The following is a 19914-nucleotide window of genomic DNA, read 5'->3' on the forward strand; positions in this document are numbered from 1 at the left end:
CCCGAAAGGCCAGCGACATCGCAAGACGCCAAGAAAAGAGGGGAAATCGGGAAAATGGTCGGAGCGAGAGGATTCGAACCTCCGACCCCCTGCTCCCGAAGCAGGTGCGCTACCAGGCTGCGCTACGCTCCGACCGTGGGCGGGGAATTAGCCGCTTGTGCAGGGTTTTGCAAGGGGGTCTGAGTCAGCTTCTTGAATTGCGTGCACGAAGGCCCAAAACGCGACCCAGAAGCGACGATCGCGGGGCGGTGACGGTCTCCGAGCGGCCCCTCGTGCGCAGCACCGGCTGGTTCTCGGAGACACGTGTTTCGCGAATGACGATGTAGATGCCCGAGAGGATCACCACGCCCGCGCCGACAAGCGTCGGGATGTCCACGCTCTCGTGGAAGATGATCCAGCCGTAGAAGACCGCCCAGAGGATCTGCGAATATTGCATCGGCGCGACGATGGCGGCCTCGCCCGCGCGATAGGCGAGGATTTGCAGGAAGGAGGCGGTCAGGCCGAAGATCGCGATCACCGCCATGAGGCCGAGATCGCCGATCTGCAGCGGCTGCCAGACGAAGGGCAGAAGGATCGCCATGACGATCACGTTTCCCAGAAGCGGCGAGAGCAGCAGCACGACGGAGCGTTCCTCCGAGCCGATCTTGCGCACGATCACCGAGGCCAGCGAACCGGTGACTGCTGCCGTCATCGCCGCAAAGTGGCCGGGTGCGAGATCCGCCTGACCGGGGCGCACCACGATCACCACGCCGATCAGACCGAGGATGACCGCGGCCCATCGGTGAATGCCGACCTTCTCGCCCAGGATCGGGATCGAGAAGACAGTGACCAGCAGCGGCATCGCGAAGAGGAGCGGATAGACCTGCGCGAGCGGCAGGGTCGAGAAGGCGTAGAAAGCGCAGAGCCCGGTGACGACGGTGGTAAAGACCCGACCGACGACCCAGCCGGGGTGAACCGGGCGCAAGCTTCCCCCGCGCTTGTCGTTGAGCAGGATCACCGAGAGCAGCGGGAAAGACAGGAGCGCCGCGAAGAACACGATCTGAACCGGGGAGTAGGTCTGGCCCAGATGTTTGATGATGACGTCATGCGTGGCGAAAATCGCCATCGAGGTCAGGCCGAGGGACGCACCGCGTGCGTTTGATTTTCCGCCGAAATCGGGCATGGGAGGCTCCCGGTGTTATCGCTCACATCTTGAGCGGATGTTCGGGAGTTGCAAGGCCACGGCATGAAAAAGGCGCGAGCCTGTGCCCGCGCCTTTCACAAAACTTGTCTCGTGGATCAGAGCGAAGCGTCGAGCGCTTCGATGATCTTGTCGCCCATCTCGGAGGTCGAGACCGGGGTGCCGCCTTCGGGGCCCATCAGGTCCGCGGTGCGCACGCCATCGGCCAGCACTTTCTCGATCGCGGTTTCCAGACGGGTCGCCTCGTCGCCCTGATCGAAGCTGTAGCGCAGCGCCATCGCGAAGCTGAGGATACAGGCGATCGGGTTGGCCTTGCCCTGCCCCGCAATGTCGGGGGCCGAACCGTGGACGGGCTCGTACATCGCTTTCGGGCGACCGTTCGCCATCGGCGCGCCGAGCGACGCGGAGGGCAGCATCCCGAGCGAGCCGGTCAGCATCGCCGCGCAGTCGGACAGGATGTCGCCGAACAGGTTGTCGGTGACGATCACGTCGAACTGCTTGGGCGCGCGCACGAGCTGCATCGCGCCGTTATCGGCATACATGTGGCTCAGTTCGACTTCGGGGTATTCCTCGCCGACCCGGGTCACGACCTCGCGCCAGAGGATGCCCGACTCCATCACGTTGGCTTTCTCCATCGAGCAGAGCTTTTTGTTGCGCTTCATCGCCAGCTCGAACGCAGCCCGGGCGGCGCGCTCGATCTCGGACTCGGTGTAGCGCTGGGTGTTGATGCCGACGCGCTCGTTGCCTTCTTCGAAAATGCCGCGCGGCTCACCGAAATAGACGCCCGAGGTCAGCTCGCGCACGATCATGATGTCGAGGCCTGCAACCACGTCCTTCTTCAGCGAGGAGAAATCCGCCAGCGCGTCGAAGCATTGCGCGGGGCGCAGGTTGGCAAACAGGTCCATCTCCTTGCGCAGACGCAGCAGGCCGCGCTCGGGCTTCACAGAGAAGTCGAGCACGTCATATTTCGGACCGCCCACGGCGCCGAGCAGAACTGCGTCCACTTCCTGCGCCTTCGCCATCGTCTCATCGGCCAGCGGCACGCCGTGCTTGTCGTAGGCCGCACCACCGACGAGGTCTTCGCTGACGTCGAAGGCGAGATCGCGCTTGGCACCGTACCAGTCGATGACTTTGCGAACCTCGGCCATGACTTCGGGGCCGATCCCGTCGCCGGGCAGGATGAGGATGGAGGGGTTGGACATGAGGATAATCTCCCAAGAAAACAGGGTCTCGAAGGGCGTATCCCCTGCCCGCCCCTTGGTCAAGCGGCACAGGTCGCGAAACCGTGTCTGGACGATCGGCAAGCGGTTGCCGAGGCTTCGGCGGGCTTTTGCGGATCAGGTGGTTGGCGAGTGGCCCCCGCACGCGTATGAGCGCATGCTAGAGTTTAGAGCAGGCAGACGACACATGAGGGCGAAATGAATCGCAGGGTACTGATCCTGGGAATGGGCGGTTTGTTCGGATCTGCTGCGGCACGGTCCTTCAGGGCCGCTGGCTGGGACGTCGATCGCTATCGCCGGGGCACCGACATGGCTATCGCAGCGCGCGGCGCGCGGTGGATCGTGAATGCGATGAACCCGCCGAATTACCACGACTGGGCAAACCAGATCCCCCAGATCACCAAACAGGTTCTGGCCGCGTCGCGCGACAGCGGGGCCTCCGTGATGGTGCCGGGCAATGTCTATGTCTACGGGCGCGAGCCGTCTCCGTGGAGCGCCTCGACCCCGCATCACGCCTGCACCCGCAAGGGCAAGATCCGCGCCGAGATGGAGGCGCGCTACCGTGCCCATGCCGAAGAGGGCCGTTCGGTCGTGATCTTGCGCGGCGGAGATTTCCTGAATGCCGAGTCGCCCGACACGCTGATGAACCGGGTGATGCTGAAGGATTTGCGCAAGGGTAAGATCACCGCGCTCGGCAAGCCCGATGCACAGCGCGTCTATGCCGATCTCGAGGATATGACCCGGATCGCCGTGCAACTGGCCGAGACCGAAGATCACACGCCCGGGCTGCTCGATCTCGGGTTTCCCGGCACGCGGTTCTCCGCGCGCGAGCTGGCCGAGGAATTCTCGAGTCAGATGGGGCGCGACATCTCGATCAAGAAATTCCCGTGGACGGCGCTGCTGCTTGCCTCGCCCGCATGGGAGCTGGCACGCGAGCTGCGCGAAATGCGCTACCTGTTCGACATGAGCCACGAGATCGACGGCACCGACTTCCACGCGCGCTTCCCGGAATTCACGCCGAAGACGCTGCAGCGCGTGGTGTTCGAACATCTCTATATCCGAGGCCTCAAGGTCGTACCCGATCAGGGCAATGCGATGTCGAGCCACACCATCTTGTGACGCGAGGCGGCTACGGCCGCCTTCGCCAAGGGCGCGCCCGGCTTCGGCCAGACGACGCCCGCCCCCGTCACCCTCAAGTCGGTCGACGGCAGAACGTAATCGAGCCGCAGATTGCCCGGCCCGTCGTAATCGGCGGTATCGAGGCCCGGATCGCCTTCATGCGCAGGATCGGCGGTCAGCCTCGCGCCATCGCTGCGCGGCTGCGGGTCTTGCAGATGCGGGCCGTTCAGCAGCAGATCGAGCGCATCACGCCGCCCCTCCCCGTCCTTCGGGTCGAGATTGGCGTCGCCTAGCAGGATCACCGGCGCTTCGGGCGGCAGCGCTTCGAGCTCCCCATCCAGATACCGCAGCCAAAAGGCGATCTCGTCGCGATTGCGGCGGCCGTTGCGGTCCTCGGGTCCGTCGAAAACCGGAGGCGTCGCGGCGAAGGCCAGAAGATGCAGCGGCTCGCCCGAAGGCAGTTGGAGCGGCACATCCCAATGCGCGGTGGAGCTGAGACGCTGCACCTCCAGCGCCTCCGGCGACAGCTCCGCCCCTGCGCTTTGCCCGTCGGGCAGGTCTTTCCACAGCATTGCCGAGAAATCGCGCGCCCGGTCGGCCTCAATCGGGTAGCGCGACAGCAGCGCCAGACCGCCCTGCCCCGGAAATCGCCCGTAGCCGTGCCCATCGCGCGCTCCACCAAGTTTGCCATTGCCATCGAGATCGGCCCCGCTCATCCATCCGCTATTGGGGCGCGGCGCGAAGAGATGCGGATAGGGCTGTGCGAAAGTCTCATTCAGCGCGGCCAGCGCCTGCCCGTCATGGTCCCAGTCGATCCCGGTCAGCAAAAGCACATCTGGCGCGATCGCATCGACGATCCGGGTCACAGCCGCGACCTGCGCTGCGTCATTGCGGATATCTTTCAGCAAAAGCCCCGGACCCCGGCGGGACAACCCGGCATCCCATGTCGCCACGCGCAGGCTCTCTGCCGCGGCGGGCAGCGCCAAGCAGGTCGCGATCAGGCCGGCAAGTAGTCGCTCGCCCCGGAAGCGAGACGCTTGTTTTCGATCATTTGCGCCACCCGCGCCAGCGCGATGCCGCGCATGAACAGGCTTGCGGGAAGGAAGGCCCATGCCGTCACCATCCAGATCATCGTGTGGGGCACTTCCAGCGTCACGATCACGAAGCTGACCGAGACGAGTTTGAGCACCGCCGGAATAAGGAAGGGCAAAAGGAAGCCCAGCGCAATGTTGAACCACGAATCGCGGCGCAGACGCTCGACCACGTCGCCGCCTGCGGTCGGGTCGAAGGTGGGCAAATTGACCCAGACGTTGAATTTCGTATGCGCCTGCGGCCAGCCCATGATCCGCATGACGATGACGAAATAGCCAAGGGTCAGCAGCGAGATCAGGTAGGCCATGCCCGCAGCGGTACGCACCAGCGCGACCTGATGCAGTGAGGCATCCGCCGGCAGCGCGAGTTGCAGCAGGCGAACGGGGCTGTAAGGCACGTCGATGGAGCTGGCGACGGTCGTGCCCAGAACCTCGATCAGCCGGGTCAGGGTCGAGGCGTGATACTGCGACTGCACGGCAAGCGAGAGCAGCAGAACCGTCAGGAACAGCGACATGAAGCGGATGCGGTTGAAGGGCGGCGCATCGCGAAACTCGATCAGGCCGGGATAAACGGAAGCATATTCGAAAAGGGTCAGCGCAAAGCCGAACAGCGCCATAAGCGCCACGATCTGTGCGGTGTCACTACTCGTATCGGGCAGAATAAGCGCGGGGGTGCAGATCACCACCGCGACGAGGATCGCGCGAACGAGCGCCCCTGAGAGACGTGAGAACACAGTTACCCTACCCTTCCCTGCGGTCGGATGCGGTACATTGCCGATCCTTTTACCCGCAAGACGCGCGCCGACTGTGGCGCGCTGCCTCAAACTTGCCATGATTTTGCCCAAGTTCCCGATCCAAGCAAATAGTGTTTTCAGACTCTGTGCCGCATTAAGGCATTTTCTTGGAAGACCTGGTGCGACATTGCATCAACAAAGGTGCAAAAATGTGGCAACCTAGGAGGCGAAACCATATTTTGTGGATCAAGGGGTTAGCGCCTCAAAAACCCTCGGGAGTCGCGATTGGCAAAGCCAAGTGCGGCAAGCCCGACACCATCCGCCAGCAACTGGATTCCTAGCAATAGTCCAAGGATTTGCGTCGCTATCTGATCGAATGCGGAGAAGATCAGCACGCCGATCAGGATCGAAACCGCGCCCGACAGGACCAGCATCCACCGCAGGCGCGGCCCGGCAAGGCGCAGACCGAGGAGCAAGCGCAGCGCGCCCATCAGCAGGAAGAGAACACCGACCACCGCCGCGAGCGACACCGTGCCGGACATCGGATCGGCCATCAGCCAGACGCCGACGACGATGTTGAGAAGTGCGATCAGCGCATGCCACGCCCGATGCGCCCCGTCGCGGTCGTTGAAGGCGAGCCACGCCTGCACGACCCCGGCGATCAGGAACAGGATGCCGACGAAGGTGGTCAGGGCCAGCGAGGTCGCGAAGGGATTCGTGATGGCCGCAACGCCGAGAACGATCAGCACGAGGCCGGTCACCAGAAACAGGGTCGAAACGCGCATCGCATCATCCTCTCGATCTACGTCAAATGATGAACCCTACCACGGGTGCCGGGTTCCCGCGCCCCCCCTCTCATGTAAAAAGCCGCCCCGGTCGGAGCGGCTTTTCACTTCGCGATGGCGTCTTGGGTTACACCCAGGGACGCGCCTGATGCATCTGCGTCTCGAACGTGTCGATGGCCGCGGCCTTCTCCAGCGTCAGGCCGATATCGTCGAGACCTTCGAGCAGGCAGTGCTTCTTGAACGCATCGACGTCGAACTTGATCGTCTCGCCTTCCGAAGTCGTGATCTCCTGGTTCTCGAGATCCACGGTCATCCGTGCGTTCGAGCCCTTCTCGGCATCCTTCATCAGCATGTCGACCTGCTCCTGCGGAAGCACGATCGGCAGCATCCCGTTCTTGAACGAGTTGTTGTAGAAGATGTCGGCGAAGGAAGTCGAAACGATCACCTTGATACCGAAATCGGCCAGCGCCCACGGGGCGTGCTCACGCGAGGAGCCGCAGCCGAAGTTGTCGCCGACCACGAGGATCTGCGCTTCGCGATATTGCGGCTTGTTAAGCACGAAGTCGGGGTTCTCGTTGCCCTGACGGTCATAGCGCATCTCGTCGAACGCATGCACGCCGAGCCCGGTGCGCTTGATGGTTTTTAGGAAGCCCTTGGGGATGATCATATCGGTGTCGATATTGACCAGCGGCATGGGGGCGGCGATCCCGGTAACTTTTTCGAACTTTTCCATTCTCGTCGCTCCTTACGCGTCTTCCAGTTCCATCAGCTTGCGCACATCGGTCAGATGACCGGTGACAGCAGCTGCGGCGGCCATTTGCGGGCTCATCAGATGGGTGCGGCCCTTGTAGCCCTGACGCCCTTCGAAGTTGCGGTTCGAGGTCGACGCGCAGCGCTCGCCCTCGGCCAGCTGATCGGGGTTCATCGCGAGACACATCGAGCAGCCCGCCATGCGCCATTCGAAGCCTGCGTCGAGGAAGATCTTGTCCAGACCTTCTTCCTCCGCCTGCGCGCGCACGAGACCCGAGCCCGGCACGACCATCGCGCGGACGCCATCGGCCAGCTTGCGGCCTTTGACGACTTCGGCGGCGGCGCGCAGATCCTCGATCCGGCCGTTGGTGCACGAGCCGATGAAGACCACGTCGATCTTGATGTCGGTCAGCTTGGTGCCAGCTTCGAGGCCCATGTAGTCGAGCGCACGCTTGGCCGCTTCGACCTTGCCGCCTTTGAAGTCTTCCGGCGCCGGAACGGAGCCCGAGATCGGCAGCACGTCCTCGGGCGAGGTGCCCCAGGTCACGACCGGTTCGATCTCTTCGGCCTTGATGGTGACGACCTTGTCGAAATGCGCGCCCTCATCGGTGTAGAGTTGCTTCCACCAATGCAGAGCCGCCTCCCACTGCGCGCCTTTCGGAGCGTGGGCCCGGCCTTTGACATACTCGAAGGTCTTCTCGTCCGGCGCGATGAGGCCAGCGCGCGCGCCGCCTTCGATCGCCATGTTGCAGACGGTCATGCGGCCTTCCATCGACAGATCGCGGATCGCTTCGCCGCAATATTCGATGACATGGCCGGTGCCGCCGGCGGTGCCGGTCGCGCCGATGACCGACAGGGTGATGTCCTTGGCGGTGACGCCCGGACGCAGCTTGCCGGTGATCTCGACCTTCATGTTCTTCGACTTCGACTGGATCAGCGTCTGGGTGGCCAGAACGTGCTCGACTTCCGAGGTGCCGATGCCGTGGGCGAGTGCGCCGAACGCGCCATGCGTCGCGGTGTGGCTATCGCCGCAGACGACGGTCATGCCCGGCAGGGTCCAGCCCTGTTCGGGGCCGACGATATGCACGATGCCCTGACGCACGTCGGAGACCGGGTAATAGTTCACCCCGAAATCCTTGGCGTTCTTGTCGAGCGCGTCGACCTGAATCCGGCTTTCCTCGTTCTCGATCCCCTTGGCGCGGTCGAGCGTGGTCGGCACGTTGTGATCCGGAACGGCGATGGTTTTCTCCGGCGCGCGCACCTTGCGGCCCGCGATGCGCAGCCCTTCGAAGGCTTGCGGCGAGGTCACTTCGTGGACGAGGTGACGGTCGATATAGAGCAGGCTGGTGCCGTCTTCGTCTTCGGACACGACATGCGCGTCCCAGATCTTGTCATAGAGGGTCTTCGGAGCAGACATGGCTCTCACTTTCTTTGGATGGCTGGCCTAAAAACGGCCGTTTGTCAGACATGGGACAGCAGGCGCAGATATGCGCCCGCGGGCGCAGAGCATCAAAGTCGTGCCAGCACCGAGCGGCTTTCGCCGTAGAAGCGCTCGCGAAGGCGGGCGCGGTCATCCATGTCGAAAACGAGTGTCATGGGGCGCTAAATACGGCGAATCCGTCTCTGAGGCAATCGAAGAGTCCGTGTTTGGACTGATCGCAAAACCGGGCTAACGTCATTTTCATGGATTTCGCGAATGGGGACATCGTCAAGATATTGGCTTCGATCTGGGCGCAGATCGAAATCTTCCTCAATTCGATCGTGCTGCCCTCGCGGCTTTGGCAGTTCGGGATCATCGCGGCATGTTTTGCGCTGGCCCATCTCGGGCGGATCTGGCTTGCCCCGAAAGTCGACGACTGGGGGCGGAGGCGCGAGCTTTCGACCCGCCAGCTGCGCCTGCTGATCCTGTTCCGGCAACGCCTGCGCGGCTTCCTCTTCATTCTTCTCGCCTGGGCGTCGGTCTTCGTGCTCGAGGCGACCAAAGGCTTTTATTCCTGGCGCTTCCTCGTGGTGCTGGTGGCAACGCTGGTCACGGCATGGCTGGTCGTGGGCCTCGTCGCGCGACTGATCCGCAACGCGCTTCTGCGCCGCATCGTGCGCTGGGGCGCGTGGATCTGGGTGACGCTTTATTACCTCGGGCTGTGGGACGAGACCGTGCGGCTGTTGAACGGGACGGCGGTCGAATTCGGGGATTTCCGGATCACAGCCTACGGCGTTCTCAAGGCGCTGGTGCTGACGACGATCCTCTTGTCGGTCGCGCGGATCATCTCGGGGCAGACCTCGGTGCGGCTGCGCACCAACGAGGATATCAGCCCCTCGATGTCGGAGCTGGTCATCAAGGTGATGCAGGTTGTGCTCTATGGCGCGGCGCTGTTCATCGGGATCAAGGCGGTGGGCTTCGACCTGACCGGGCTTGCCGTCCTGTCCGGTGCGATCGGCGTGGGCCTTGGCTTCGGTCTGCAGAAAGTCGTGTCGAACCTCGTCTCGGGCGTCATCATCCTGCTCGATAAGTCGATCAAGCCCGGCGACGTGATCAGCCTTGGCGAGACCTTCGGCTGGATCAATTCGCTCGGCGCGCGCTACGTCTCTGTCGTTACGCGCGACGGCAAGGAATACCTGATCCCGAACGAAGACCTGATCACTGGGCAGGTGGTCAACTGGTCCCATTCCAACGAATTCGTGCGGATCGACCTGCCCTTCGGCACCTCCTATCACGACGACCCGCACGTGGTGCGCAAGCTGGCGGTGGAAGCCGCGCAATCTGTGACCCGCGTTTTGAAGAACCGCCCGACCGTGTGTCACGTGACCGGTTTCGGGGACAGTTCGGTCGATTATCTCCTGCGGTTCTGGATCACGGACCCCGTCGAAGGGCTGACGAACGTGCGCGGGCAGGTGTTCCTCGCATTGTGGGATACGTTCAAAGCGAACGGCATTTCGATCCCGTTCCCGCAGCGCGAAGTGCGTTTGCTCGAAGGTTCGCAACTGGACTTGCAACCCGGGCCGGAAACGCATAGCGAAAATTCGCCGCATGAAAATTGAAATTGAACCTTCGGGATGCTATTTTCGGAGGACGTCCAGCGCCGGGGCCATTTCGGTGCGTAACATCTGGAGGACCATGTCCTGTCTCATCTTTCCATCGTGCCGAGTGATGCCGGCACAAAGGCAGCGGCCATGAATACACGGGCCGTCAATGCCGAAGCGACGAGCGAAGAAATCCTCGCGCGCGTCATTTCTTCCCTCGAAGACGACAAGGCCGAAGATATCGTGACCATCGACCTGCGCGGTCGGTCCTCGATCGGTGACTATATGGTTGTCTGTTCCGGGCGCAGCACGCGTCAGGTCAGCGCCATCGCCGAGAACCTGACCGAGCGGCTGAAGCACGAATTCGACCGGGCTTGCAAAGTCGAGGGCAAGGATCAGGGCGACTGGGTGCTGATCGACAGCTCCGACGTCATCGTTCACGTCTTCCGCCCGGAAGTGCGCGAGTTTTATCAGCTGGAAAAGATGTGGATGCCCGCGGGCGCCCCCGTCTGAGTTCGGCTGCATGAAGATCACGATCTGCGCGGTGGGCCGCTTGCGCAAGGGGCCCGAACGCGAGCTGATCGACGACTACCTGAAACGCTTCGAGAAATCCGGGCGCGCCTTCGGGCTCGGCCCGGCTTCCGTCGTCGAGGTCGAAGACAAGAAGGGCCTGGGGCAGGGCGCAGAGGCAGACCTGCTGAGCCGCGCCATTCCTGATGGATCGGTGATCGTCACGCTCGACGAGCGCGGCAGCCTGATCTCATCGCCCGAATTTGCCACGAAGCTGCAAGGCTGGCGCGATCAGGCGCGTGATGTGGCTTTCGTGATCGGCGGCGCGGACGGGATCGACCCGTCCCTGCGCAGCCGCGCCGAGTTCTCGATCTCTTTCGGCAAGATGGTCTGGCCGCATATGCTGGCCCGCGTCATGCTCACCGAACAGATCTACCGCGCCGGACAGATCATCGCCGGCACGCCCTATCACCGCGTCTGATCAGCACATCTTTAGATTGTGCAGTTTTCAATAGCTTGCGCAGCGTCTCCGCGACGTTACGCTGCGCTCGAAAACAATGCCCAGCAGGTCAGGCTCCATGAATACACTTCGCGACATGAATATTTCCGGCGCGTCCATTTCGCGCGAGGCGATGATGCTGATGGGCTTCCAGCGAACGCGCCAGATTTCCGGCACCGCGCGCAAGGCCTGGGAAGCCGGCGACAGGGGGCCCGCGCTGGAAGAAGTCGAGGCCCGCAACGAGGAGATTTTCCGGGGGGCGCTCGCCGAGGTCTTCACCGAGTATCTCCCGCTGCGCAAGGCGCTCGAGGAAACCGGTCGCCGCCCGACCCATGTGATCGACATCGGCTGCGGACAGGGTCTCAACGACGCGCTGCTGATCAAGGATTACGATTGCGCCGTGACCTTGATCGATATCGAGGAAACCCCGGAGCAATACCATTTCTGGAGCGATACCGGTGCGGGCTATGCCTCGCTCGACGCCGCGGCGGCGTTTCTACGCGACAATGGCGCCCATGCGGTCGAGACGCTCAACCCGGTCAAGCAGCCTGATGCTTTGGAGGGGGTCACGGGCGATCTGGTTACCAGTCTGATTTCCTGCGGTTTCCATTACCCGATCGGCGACTATCTCGACCTTATGATGCGGGTGATCCGGGATGGCGGCGCGGTCGTGCTGGACCTGCGTCGGCGCTATATGAACAAACCCGACGAAGCGCTCTCGACGCTAATCGAGGCCACGCGACAGACCGAAATTCTCAGCTACGAGAAGAAAGCCCGGCGGATCATGTTCCAGGCCTGAGGCGCACACGCCCCCGGTTGCCGCCAAGGCTTGCGAGGCGTATGAGGGGGCAACAGATTAGGAGGCCGCCATGACCCGCCCGAAACCCGTCGTCCTGTGCATTCTCGATGGCTTTGGCGAGCGAAAGGAGCGCGAAGGAAACGCGCCCCTGCTGGCCGATACGCCGAACCTCGACCGCGTTCTGTGGAACAACCCGGCGAAATCGACGCTGGTGACCTTCGGCCCCGATGTCGGACTTCCGAGCGGTCAGATGGGCAATTCCGAGGTCGGTCACACCAATATCGGCGCAGGCCGGGTGGTGGCGATGGATCTGGGCCAGATCGATCTGGCGATCGAGGACGGTTCTTTCTTCAAGAACGAGGCGATCCTGTCCTTCATCGACACGATGAAAGAGAGCGGCGGGCGCGCGCATCTGATGGGTGTCATCTCGGATGGTGGTGTGCATGGTCATATCGAACATACGCTCGCCGCGGCGAAAATGGTCTCGGAGGCGGGCGTTCCGGTGCTGATCCACGCGATCACCGACGGGCGCGATGTCGCTCCCGATAGCGCGAAGTCCTTTGTCTCCGATCTCTGCGACCGACTGCCCGAAGGCTGCACCGTCGTCACCGTCGATGGCCGCTATTACGCGATGGACCGCGACAACCGCTGGGACCGCGTCGGCCTTGCCTATGACGCGATGATCAACGGCAAAGGGCAGGGGGCCGACACCCCCGTGGCTGCCGTCGAGGCCAGCTACGACAAGAAAGAAATGGACGAGTTCATCAAGCCCACCGTGATCGGCGATTACGAGGGCGCGAAGGATGGCGACGGGTTCTTCTGTCTCAATTTCCGCGCCGACCGGGCCCGTGAAATCCTGCGCGCGATTGGCGAGCCGGATTTTTCGGAATTCGAGACCGGCCCGCGTCCGAAATGGGCGGCGCTGCTGGGGATGGTCGAGTATTCCGATAAGCATAACGCCTATATGAAGACCGCCTATCCGAAGCGCGAGATCGTCAACACGCTCGGAGAGTGGGTTTCAAAACAAGGGCTTAGCCAATTTCACCTGGCCGAGACCGAGAAATACCCGCATGTGACCTTCTTCCTCAACGGCGGCAAGGAAGAGCCGTGGGAGGGCGAAGATCGCTACATGCCGAAATCGCCCAAGGTCGCCACCTATGACCTGCAGCCCGAGATGAGTGCGCCGGAAGTCACCGACAAGTTCGTCGAGGCGATCGAGACCGGGTACGACCTGATCATCGTGAACTACGCCAATCCCGACATGGTCGGCCATACCGGCTCGCTGGAGGCGGCAATCGCGGCGGTGGAAGAGATCGACCACGATATCGGCCGCGTCGTCGAGGCGTTGGAAGCCGCGGGCGGCGCGATGATCATCACCGCCGATCACGGCAATTGCGAAACCATGATCGACCCGGAAACCGGCGGGCCGCATACCGCGCATACGACGAACCTCGTGCCGGTCTCACTGGTCGGTGGACCCGAGGGCGCCAAGCTGCGCGAAGGTCGGCTTGCGGATCTCGCGCCGACGCTGCTGGAGCTGATGCAGATCGAGCAGCCCGAGGAAATGACTGGAAAGAGCCTGATCGTATCGTGATCCGCGCCGCACTCGCAGCTCTTCTGATCTCGGCCGGGCCGCTTTGGGCGGACGGATCGGGCGACGCCGCACTCAAGGCCTCGGCCGATCTGCGCAAAGCGATCACCGCGCTCGATGCGGCGCAGTCGAAATCCGACCGCATCGCGGCGCTGACGAAAACGATCCACGCCTATGAACAGGGGCTGAGCGCGCTGCGCGACGGGTTGCGCCGGGCCGCGATCCGCGAGCGTGAGATCAAGCAAGGGTTCGACGCGAAACGCGAGGAGCTTGGCAGTCTGCTGGCCGTGATGTCGACGATGCAGCAATCCGACGGGCCGCTTTTGCTGCTGCATCCCTCGGGACCCGAAGGCTCGGCCCGTTCGGGAATGGTGCTGTCTTCGGTCGCGCCCGCCTTGCAGGAAGAGGCGCAGAAGCTGAGCGTCCACCTCGAGGAGATCGCGACGCTCCGCAAGCTGCAGGAAAACGCGCGCGAAACGCTGGAAGCGGGGATGGTTTCAGTGACCAAGGCGCGCACCGCGCTGTCCGAAGCGATCTCGGAACGCCGTGAGAAACTCCCGCAACGCTATCTCGAAGAACCCGAGGAACTGACGGCTCTGGTGCAAAGCGCCGATACGCTCGAAGGCTTCGCAACGGGCCTGAGCGACATGGAAAACGATATCGGCCCGCCGCGCGGAGATTTCGCGGGCGCGAAAGGCAGTCTGAACCTGCCAGTAATCGGCTCGGTTCTGCGGAGCTTCAATGAACCCGATGCCGCGGGGATCAAACGTCCCGGCCTCGTGATCGCAAGTGAGCCGGGCTCGCTGGTCACAACGCCCTGGGCTGCGACAATTCGCTACCGTGGTCCGTTGCTCGACTACGGAAATGTGATGGTTCTCGAACCCGCAGATGGATATCTTCTGGTTCTTGCGGGGCTCGGAACCGTCTATGGTGAGGTCGGAGACGTGCTGCCAAAGGGCACGCCCATCGGTTTGATGGGCGGAATTCAGCCGGGAGCGAAGGAATTCGGCAAGGAATTCGTGCAGGCGGCGACAGATGGCGCTGGTGCAGATCGCAGCGAGACGCTTTATTTGGAACTGAGAGAGGGCGGTAAGCCCGTGGACCCGACGCCGTGGTTCATCCAGACAAAAGACGACAAGGGTTGAGTATGAAAAAGTTCATGATGGCAGCGGTAGGCGGCACGCTCGCGGGGGCGCTTTTGTCCACGCAAGTCGCGGCGCCGCTGATGGCCGAAGAAACGAAGCGCAACGAGACCGTCTACCAGCAGCTGGACCTGTTCGGCGACATTTTCGAGAAAATTCGCCAAGACTACGTCGAGCCGGTGGATAGCAAGAAGCTGATTGAAGCCGCGATCAACGGCATGCTCAGCTCGCTCGATCCGCATTCCAGCTACCTGCCGCCCTCCGATTACAGCGACATGCGCGTGCAGACGCGCGGCTCCTTCGGCGGTCTCGGCATCGAGGTCACGCAGGAAGACGGCTTCGTGAAGGTGGTTTCGCCGATGGACGGCACGCCTGCCGCTGAGGCCGGCATCGAATCCGGCGATTACATCACTGCGGTCGATGGCGAGTCCCTGATGGGTATCCCGCTCGATCAGGCGGTGGACAAGATGCGTGGGCCGGTCGGCTCGGACATCACCGTGACCATCGTGCGCGAAGGCGAACAGGATCCCTTCGACGTCACGCTGACCCGCGACACGATCAAGCTGACCGCCGTGAAAGGCCGCCATGATGGCGATACCGTCATCCTGCGCATCACTACGTTTAACGACCAGACCTTCCCGAACCTCGAATCCTCGATCAAGGAGCAGGTCAAGGAAGTCGGCGGCATGGACAAGGTCGATGGCTTCATCGTCGATCTGCGCAACAACCCCGGCGGTCTGCTGACGCAGGCGATCAAGACGGCGGATGCGTTCCTCGACAAGGGCGAGATCGTCTCCACCCGTGGCCGGAACCCGCAGGATAGCGAGCGGTTCAACGCGACCGCGGGCGATATGGCCGACGGCAAGCCGATCGTCGTGCTGATCAACGGTGGCTCGGCCTCGGCGTCGGAAATCGTGACCGGTGCGCTGCAGGATCATCACCGCGCGATCGTCGTCGGCACCAAGAGCTTCGGTAAGGGCTCGGTCCAGACGGTCATGCCGATCCAGGGCGAGGGCGCGATGCGTCTGACCACCGCGCGTTACTACACGCCGTCAGGTCGCTCGATCCAGTCGCTGGGCATCGCCCCCGATGTGGTCGTGCCGCAGCCCGATCAGCCGAAATCCGAGGATAAAGCGGCTGCCGAAGGCGATAACGCCCGCAAGATGACCTCGGAGGCCGATCTGAAGGGTGCGATCACCAACGACTCGATGACCGAGGACGAAAAGCAGCAGGCCGAGGACGAGCGCGCAAAAGCCGAAGAGGCCGCGAAGCGCCGGATGGAAGATTTCCAAATGTCCTACGCAATCGACCTGATCAAAGGTCTCTCGGCCATCGCCCCCGAGACGCAGGCTGACACCGCGTCGACGCAGAAGGCCGAAGCGCCGAGAGCCGATGGCAAATCCGACACCCAGCAGAATTGAGGGAAGGGGCCTTCGGGCCCCTTTTTCATATGACCCCCGAAGAGATCGTTAAACTTCCTTATCGCCGCAATGTCGGCGTCGTGCTGATGAACCCCGCTGGCCTCGTGTTCGCAGGCCAGCGCATCGACAATCCCGGCCCGGCCTGGCAGATGCCGCAAGGTGGGATCGACAAGGGCGAGAAGCCGAAAGAAGCAGCCCTACGCGAGCTGGAAGAAGAGACCGGGGTGAACCCCGATCTCGTCGAAATCGTCGCGAAAACCTCCGATTGGGTGCGCTACGACCTGCCGCACGATCTGGTGCCGAAGATTTGGAACGGGCGCTGGCGCGGGCAGGAGCAGAAATGGTTCCTGATGCGCTTTCTCGGTTCCGACGATCAGGTGAAGATCGAGACCGACCATCCCGAATTCTCGGTCTGGCAGTGGATGTCCTTTGACGAGCTGGTCGAGAATATCGTGCCCTTCAAACGCTCGGTCTATGAGGCCGTTCGCGCCGAATTCAGAGACTATCTCGGCTGAAACCTCAGAAATCGAGGCCCAGATCGAGCGTCCGGGCCGAATGGGTGAGCGCACCGGAGGAGATGTAATCCACACCGGTCGCCGCCACTTCGGCAATCCGCTCGAGCGTCATATTGCCCGAAGCTTCCAGAACCACGCGGCCCGCATTCAGCGCCACCGCTGCGCGAAGTTCCGCGCTGTCCATATTGTCGAGCAGGATGACATCAGCCCCGCCGATCTTCAGCGCTTCTTCCATCTGGCGCAGCGTGTCGACTTCCAGCTCGATCCGCATCATGTGGCTACGCGCCGCTTTCGCAGCCTCCAGCACCGCACGCACGCCACCGGCGGCCGCAATATGGTTATCCTTGATCAGGATCGCGTCGGACAGACCGTAACGATGGTTAAAACCGCCACCATGGGTCACCGCGGCCTTCTCGAGAACGCGCAGCCCCGGCGTCGTTTTCCGCGTGCAGGTGATGCGCGCCTTGGTGCCTTCGGTTTTCGCGACAAAACCCGCGGTTTTCGTGGCGATCCCGCTCAGACGGCCCGCGAAATTCAGCGCAACACGCTCCGCCATCAGGATCGAGGCGGCCGATCCGTCGACCGTCAGCAAAGTCTCACCCGCTTGGCAGGGTTTGCCGTCAGCGATCAGAATCGACACGCGCAGCGTGGGATCGACCAGCCGAAACGCCATCGCCGCGACCTGCATCCCCGAAACCACGCCATTTTCCCGCGCTTTCAGCCGCGCGGAGTAGGTTTTGCCCGTCGGGATCACCGCATTGGTCGTCGCGTCGCCCATCGGCGAGAGGTCTTCCACCAGCGCGGCGCGGACAATCGGTTCGATCAGCAAATCGGGCAGCATGTCAGTCCTCCAAGGCAGCGGCGCGAATCTTCAGCGCCTCCTCCAGCGTGATTTTCGTTCTTTCCGCCAGTTTCGGGTTCATCTCCGGAAAATCCGAGCGGAAATGACCCCCGCGGCTTTCCTCGCGCGCAAGGGCCGCCGAAGCAATCAACGTGGCCGTGGCGGTCATGTTCCGCATCGTTTCCGTGCGGGCCTCCGCCTCGATCTTCGCAATGACCCGAAGCGCGGCTTTCAAACCGTCCGCATCGCGCACGACGCCGACGCCGTCGGTCATGGCTTTTCGCAAGACCTGTACGGCTGGCTCATTCACCGGGATATCGCCTTGCGGGAATTCCGGGTTAACCGTCTCGACGTCGGGGATCTCGCCAAGTTCTGCGGCGATCCCGACAGCACAGATCCGCGCAAACACCAAGGCTTCCAACAACCCGTTCGACGCCAGACGGTTCGCCCCGTGAAGCCCGGTCGACGACGCCTCGCCACAGACCCAAAGCCGATCGAGCGAGCTGCGCCCTTCGAGATCCGTATCGATCCCGCCCATGTGGTAATGCGCGGCGGGCGCTACAGGGATCACACCAGAAACAGGGTCTATTCCAGCCCTTTCGCACGCTTCGGCGACAGCCGGGAAACGCGTGAGAACCTCGGCCCCAAGCGCTGCGCGCGTATCCAGAGCGGGCTCTCGTCCGGCTTTGCGCTCCAGATACACCGCCCGCGCCACGATATCACGCGGCGCAAGCTCGGCATCGGGATGAACCGAAAGCATGAAGCGTTCGCCATCCGCGTTAACGAGTGTTGCGCCTTCACCGCGCAGCGCTTCGGTCGCAAGCGGGGCAGGGTCTTCGCCACTGGCGATCGCGGTCGGATGGAACTGCACGAATTCCGGATCGGCGATCCGCGCCCCCGCGCGCGCCGCCATCCCGATCACCTGCCCACGAATGCGCGGCGGGTTCGTCGTGACGGCAAACAGCCCACCCGACCCGCCGCCCGCCAGCAAGACCGCCGGGCTTTTTATCAACACCGGCCCCGAGGGCTCGAACGCGCGCTCGATCCACACGCCGGTGACGCGACCGTCTTCCGTCTCCAGATGCGTCGCCAAAACGCCCTCGAGAACCTGAACCGATGGGGTTTGCCGGACGGCGGCCACGAGGGTTTGCATGATCTCGCGCCCGGCCTGATCCCCCTTCACCCGAACGACCCGCGCGTGGCTATGCGCCGCCTCGCGCGACATCACGTAATCACCCTCCGGATCGCGATCGAACGGCGTGCCGAGTTCGGTCAACGCGAGGATATGCTGACGCGCTTCTTCGGTCACCAAATGCGCGATTTGCGGTGAGACAGTGCCTGCTCCGGCGATCATCGTGTCGCGCGCATGAGAGGCGGGCGTATCGCCAACCGACATTGCGGCGGCGACACCGCCCTGGGCCCAGGCCGAGGATGCGCCTTCGCCCAAAGTTTCCGGCGAAATGATGAGAACGGGGCGGGGCGCAAGGCTGAGCGCCGCATAAAGCGCCCCCAGACCTGCGCCGACGATGATGATCCGTCGCGTTTCGATCACTTCGCGAGGGTCCGGGACAGCTCGATCATCCGCTCTACAGCGACGCGCGCCTTTTCGGCGACCTGCGGATCGACGATCACTTCCTCGGTCCCGGTATGCAGCGACCACAGGATTTTCTCGAGTGTGATTTTCTTCATGTAGGGGCACATGTTGCACGGACCCACAAAATCTACTTCCGGCAACGCGTCTGCGATGTTGGACGCCATCGAGCATTCGGTGACCAACATCGCCTCTTTCGGCTTGTTGGTTTCGACGTAGTTGATGATGCCCGAGGTCGAACCCGAGAAATCCGACGCCGCGACGACGTCGGGCGGGCATTCGGGGTGCGCGATGATCCGTGTATTCGGATGCATCGAGCGGAAGTCATTGATATCTTTAGCGGTATACTGCTCGTGGACGATGCACGAGCCCTCCCACCAGACGACATTCTTCTCGGGGACCTCGTTTGCCACGTTCTGCGCAAGATACTGGTCCGGCGTCATGATGACCGTGTCGCTCTCCATCGCACGCACGATCTGCGCCGCGTTGGACGAGGTGCAGCAAATATCGGACGCCGCTTTCACCTCGGCGGTCGTGTTAACGTAGCTTACCACGGGCGCACCGGGATATTTGGCGCGCATCTCCGCGATACCGTCTGCAGTGATCGATTCCGCCAGCGAACAACCGGCTTTCATGTCGGGGATGAGGACAGTCTTGGCGGGGTTCAGGATCTTCGACGTCTCGGCCATGAAATGCACGCCGCATTGGACGATCGTCCCGGCCTGAACCTTCGTGGCCTCAATGGCGAGCTGAAGACTGTCACCCACAACATCTGCCACGCCGTGATAGATTTCCGGCGTCATGTAGTTATGCGCGAGAATTACCGCGTTTTTCTCTTTTTTCAGACGATTAATCGCGCGGATGTAGGGCGCGTAGCGCGCGAAATCCGGCAAGGGAATAACGCGATCCATCTTTGCGTGGATGTCCCGCATTTCCTCTGCCAACTCAATGGATGGCGCAAGATCGTAAGTCTCGGCCAGCGTAGCACGCATTTCGGTCAGGTCCAGCATGGACGGTCCTCCCGCTCTCTCCCTAAGAAGCCCCCGATTTAAGGGAGGTTGACGCTCGGTTAAATGGAAAACTTGCGTATTATGTCAGAAAACCC

Annotated in this window: 19 protein-coding genes and 1 tRNA gene; 9 read left to right on the forward strand and 11 right to left on the reverse strand. The window is 62.6% G+C overall.

All coding sequences use genetic code 11. The annotated features are described in order from the left end of the window. Positions 1–55 precede the first annotated feature (55 nt). The 3 genes from BMI85_RS19085 to leuB all read right to left on the reverse strand — a co-directional run bounded on the left by BMI85_RS19085 (position 56) and on the right by leuB (position 2382). Positions 56–132, reverse strand: a tRNA-Pro gene (locus BMI85_RS19085). A gap of 52 nt (positions 133–184) precedes the next feature. Beyond that, the gene (locus tag BMI85_RS19090; protein WP_078522643.1) at positions 185–1162 is read right to left on the reverse strand and encodes a DMT family transporter; all 978 of its coding nucleotides are present in this window, start codon (positions 1160–1162) and stop codon (positions 185–187) included. A 116-nt stretch (positions 1163–1278) separates the two neighbouring features. Beyond that, the gene (gene leuB, locus BMI85_RS19095; protein WP_078541515.1) at positions 1279–2382 is read right to left on the reverse strand and encodes a 3-isopropylmalate dehydrogenase; all 1104 of its coding nucleotides are present in this window, start codon (positions 2380–2382) and stop codon (positions 1279–1281) included. A gap of 216 nt (positions 2383–2598) precedes the next feature. On the opposite strand from leuB, the gene BMI85_RS19100 reads away from it, so the two are divergent. Continuing rightward, complete coding sequence (locus tag BMI85_RS19100) at positions 2599–3519, forward strand: hypothetical protein (RefSeq protein ID WP_078602405.1); 921 nt, start codon at positions 2599–2601, stop codon at positions 3517–3519. On the opposite strand, the gene BMI85_RS19105 is transcribed toward BMI85_RS19100, so the two are convergent. The 5 genes from BMI85_RS19105 to leuC form a co-directional block, all read right to left on the reverse strand. Beyond that, on the reverse strand, positions 3483–4505 hold the full coding sequence (locus BMI85_RS19105) for an endonuclease/exonuclease/phosphatase family protein (RefSeq protein WP_246832599.1): 1023 nt from the start codon (positions 4503–4505) through the stop codon (positions 3483–3485). The genes BMI85_RS19100 and BMI85_RS19105 overlap by 37 nt on opposite strands. 11 nt (positions 4506–4516) lie before the next feature. Beyond that, on the reverse strand, positions 4517–5344 hold the full coding sequence (locus BMI85_RS19110; RefSeq protein WP_133052000.1) for a hypothetical protein: 828 nt from the start codon (positions 5342–5344) through the stop codon (positions 4517–4519). Between the two features lie 254 nt (positions 5345–5598). Continuing rightward, a complete protein-coding gene (locus BMI85_RS19115; protein ID WP_078602407.1) occupies positions 5599–6129 on the reverse strand; it encodes a DUF308 domain-containing protein in 531 nt (176 codons plus the stop codon). Positions 6130–6256: 127 nt separating this feature from the next. Continuing rightward, positions 6257–6862, reverse strand: coding sequence for a 3-isopropylmalate dehydratase small subunit (leuD, locus tag BMI85_RS19120; RefSeq protein WP_078522648.1), 606 nt, complete (start codon positions 6860–6862; stop codon positions 6257–6259). 12 nt (positions 6863–6874) lie between these two features. Beyond that, positions 6875–8296, reverse strand: coding sequence for a 3-isopropylmalate dehydratase large subunit (gene leuC / locus BMI85_RS19125; protein ID WP_078522649.1), 1422 nt, complete (start codon positions 8294–8296; stop codon positions 6875–6877). A gap of 266 nt (positions 8297–8562) precedes the next feature. Here leuC and BMI85_RS19130 point away from each other — a divergent pair, with 266 nt between their 5' ends. The 8 genes from BMI85_RS19130 (at position 8563) to BMI85_RS19165 (ending at position 16377) form a co-directional block, all read left to right on the forward strand. Next, the gene (locus BMI85_RS19130) at positions 8563–9918 is read left to right on the forward strand and encodes a mechanosensitive ion channel domain-containing protein (RefSeq protein WP_078602408.1); all 1356 of its coding nucleotides are present in this window, start codon (positions 8563–8565) and stop codon (positions 9916–9918) included. Between the two features lie 132 nt (positions 9919–10050). Next, positions 10051–10413, forward strand: coding sequence for a ribosome silencing factor (gene rsfS, locus BMI85_RS19135; RefSeq protein WP_075776745.1), 363 nt, complete (start codon positions 10051–10053; stop codon positions 10411–10413). A gap of 10 nt (positions 10414–10423) precedes the next feature. Further along, positions 10424–10891: a 23S rRNA (pseudouridine(1915)-N(3))-methyltransferase RlmH gene (rlmH, locus tag BMI85_RS19140; protein WP_078522651.1), complete on the forward strand. Its 468-nt coding sequence runs from the start codon at positions 10424–10426 to the stop codon at positions 10889–10891. Positions 10892–10988: 97 nt separating this feature from the next. After that, positions 10989–11708, forward strand: a complete 720-nt coding sequence (locus BMI85_RS19145; RefSeq protein WP_078551012.1) for a class I SAM-dependent methyltransferase — start codon at positions 10989–10991, stop codon at positions 11706–11708. Between the two features lie 70 nt (positions 11709–11778). Then, positions 11779–13302 (forward strand): 2,3-bisphosphoglycerate-independent phosphoglycerate mutase, encoded by a 1524-nt coding sequence (gene gpmI, locus BMI85_RS19150; protein ID WP_078602409.1) that lies wholly within the window; start codon positions 11779–11781, stop codon positions 13300–13302. Continuing rightward, positions 13299–14444: a peptidoglycan DD-metalloendopeptidase family protein gene (locus BMI85_RS19155; RefSeq protein ID WP_078602410.1), complete on the forward strand. Its 1146-nt coding sequence runs from the start codon at positions 13299–13301 to the stop codon at positions 14442–14444. Before gpmI ends, BMI85_RS19155 begins: the two co-directional genes overlap by 4 nt. Positions 14445–14446: 2 nt before the next feature. Then, positions 14447–15862 carry a S41 family peptidase gene (locus BMI85_RS19160; RefSeq protein WP_078602411.1) on the forward strand — a complete coding sequence of 472 codons (1416 nt, stop codon included), beginning with the start codon at positions 14447–14449 and terminating at the stop codon, positions 15860–15862. Between the two features lie 29 nt (positions 15863–15891). Next, a complete protein-coding gene (locus BMI85_RS19165; protein ID WP_078602412.1) occupies positions 15892–16377 on the forward strand; it encodes an RNA pyrophosphohydrolase in 486 nt (161 codons plus the stop codon). A gap of 4 nt (positions 16378–16381) precedes the next feature. Here the strand turns inward: BMI85_RS19165 and nadC are convergent, their stop codons facing one another. From nadC to nadA, 3 genes are read right to left on the reverse strand one after another with little or no spacing between them, the layout of a single operon-like run. Beyond that, positions 16382–17218: a carboxylating nicotinate-nucleotide diphosphorylase gene (gene nadC, locus BMI85_RS19170; protein ID WP_078541503.1), complete on the reverse strand. Its 837-nt coding sequence runs from the start codon at positions 17216–17218 to the stop codon at positions 16382–16384. Position 17219: 1 nt separating this feature from the next. Next, positions 17220–18770 (reverse strand): L-aspartate oxidase, encoded by a 1551-nt coding sequence (locus BMI85_RS19175; protein ID WP_078602413.1) that lies wholly within the window; start codon positions 18768–18770, stop codon positions 17220–17222. Further along, a complete protein-coding gene (nadA, locus tag BMI85_RS19180; protein ID WP_078570612.1) occupies positions 18767–19819 on the reverse strand; it encodes a quinolinate synthase NadA in 1053 nt (350 codons plus the stop codon). The genes BMI85_RS19175 and nadA overlap by 4 nt, the downstream gene beginning before the upstream one ends. Between the last annotated feature and the right edge of the window lie 95 nt (positions 19820–19914).

The sequence above is a fragment of the Thioclava sp. DLFJ4-1 genome (assembly GCF_002020145.1).
GTDB lineage: Bacteria > Pseudomonadota > Alphaproteobacteria > Rhodobacterales > Rhodobacteraceae > Thioclava > Thioclava sediminum.

What these genes read in the sequence shown, in the direction of transcription:
- BMI85_RS19090 (WP_078522643.1), bottom strand. Translation starts at nt 1,162, where the DNA reads ATGCCCGATTTCGGCGGAAAATCAAACGCACGCGGTGCGTCCCTCGGC.
- leuB (WP_078541515.1), bottom strand. Translation starts at nt 2,382, where the DNA reads ATGTCCAACCCCTCCATCCTCATCCTGCCCGGCGACGGGATCGGCCCC.
- BMI85_RS19100 (WP_078602405.1), top strand. Translation starts at nt 2,599, where the DNA reads ATGAATCGCAGGGTACTGATCCTGGGAATGGGCGGTTTGTTCGGATCT.
- BMI85_RS19115 (WP_078602407.1), bottom strand. Translation starts at nt 6,129, where the DNA reads ATGCGCGTTTCGACCCTGTTTCTGGTGACCGGCCTCGTGCTGATCGTT.
- leuD (WP_078522648.1), bottom strand. Translation starts at nt 6,862, where the DNA reads ATGGAAAAGTTCGAAAAAGTTACCGGGATCGCCGCCCCCATGCCGCTG.
- leuC (WP_078522649.1), bottom strand. Translation starts at nt 8,296, where the DNA reads ATGTCTGCTCCGAAGACCCTCTATGACAAGATCTGGGACGCGCATGTC.
- BMI85_RS19130 (WP_078602408.1), top strand. Translation starts at nt 8,563, where the DNA reads ATGGATTTCGCGAATGGGGACATCGTCAAGATATTGGCTTCGATCTGG.
- rsfS (WP_075776745.1), top strand. Translation starts at nt 10,051, where the DNA reads ATGAATACACGGGCCGTCAATGCCGAAGCGACGAGCGAAGAAATCCTC.
- rlmH (WP_078522651.1), top strand. Translation starts at nt 10,424, where the DNA reads ATGAAGATCACGATCTGCGCGGTGGGCCGCTTGCGCAAGGGGCCCGAA.
- BMI85_RS19145 (WP_078551012.1), top strand. Translation starts at nt 10,989, where the DNA reads ATGAATACACTTCGCGACATGAATATTTCCGGCGCGTCCATTTCGCGC.
- gpmI (WP_078602409.1), top strand. Translation starts at nt 11,779, where the DNA reads ATGACCCGCCCGAAACCCGTCGTCCTGTGCATTCTCGATGGCTTTGGC.
- BMI85_RS19160 (WP_078602411.1), top strand. Translation starts at nt 14,447, where the DNA reads ATGAAAAAGTTCATGATGGCAGCGGTAGGCGGCACGCTCGCGGGGGCG.
- BMI85_RS19165 (WP_078602412.1), top strand. Translation starts at nt 15,892, where the DNA reads ATGACCCCCGAAGAGATCGTTAAACTTCCTTATCGCCGCAATGTCGGC.
- nadC (WP_078541503.1), bottom strand. Translation starts at nt 17,218, where the DNA reads ATGCTGCCCGATTTGCTGATCGAACCGATTGTCCGCGCCGCGCTGGTG.
- nadA (WP_078570612.1), bottom strand. Translation starts at nt 19,819, where the DNA reads ATGCTGGACCTGACCGAAATGCGTGCTACGCTGGCCGAGACTTACGAT.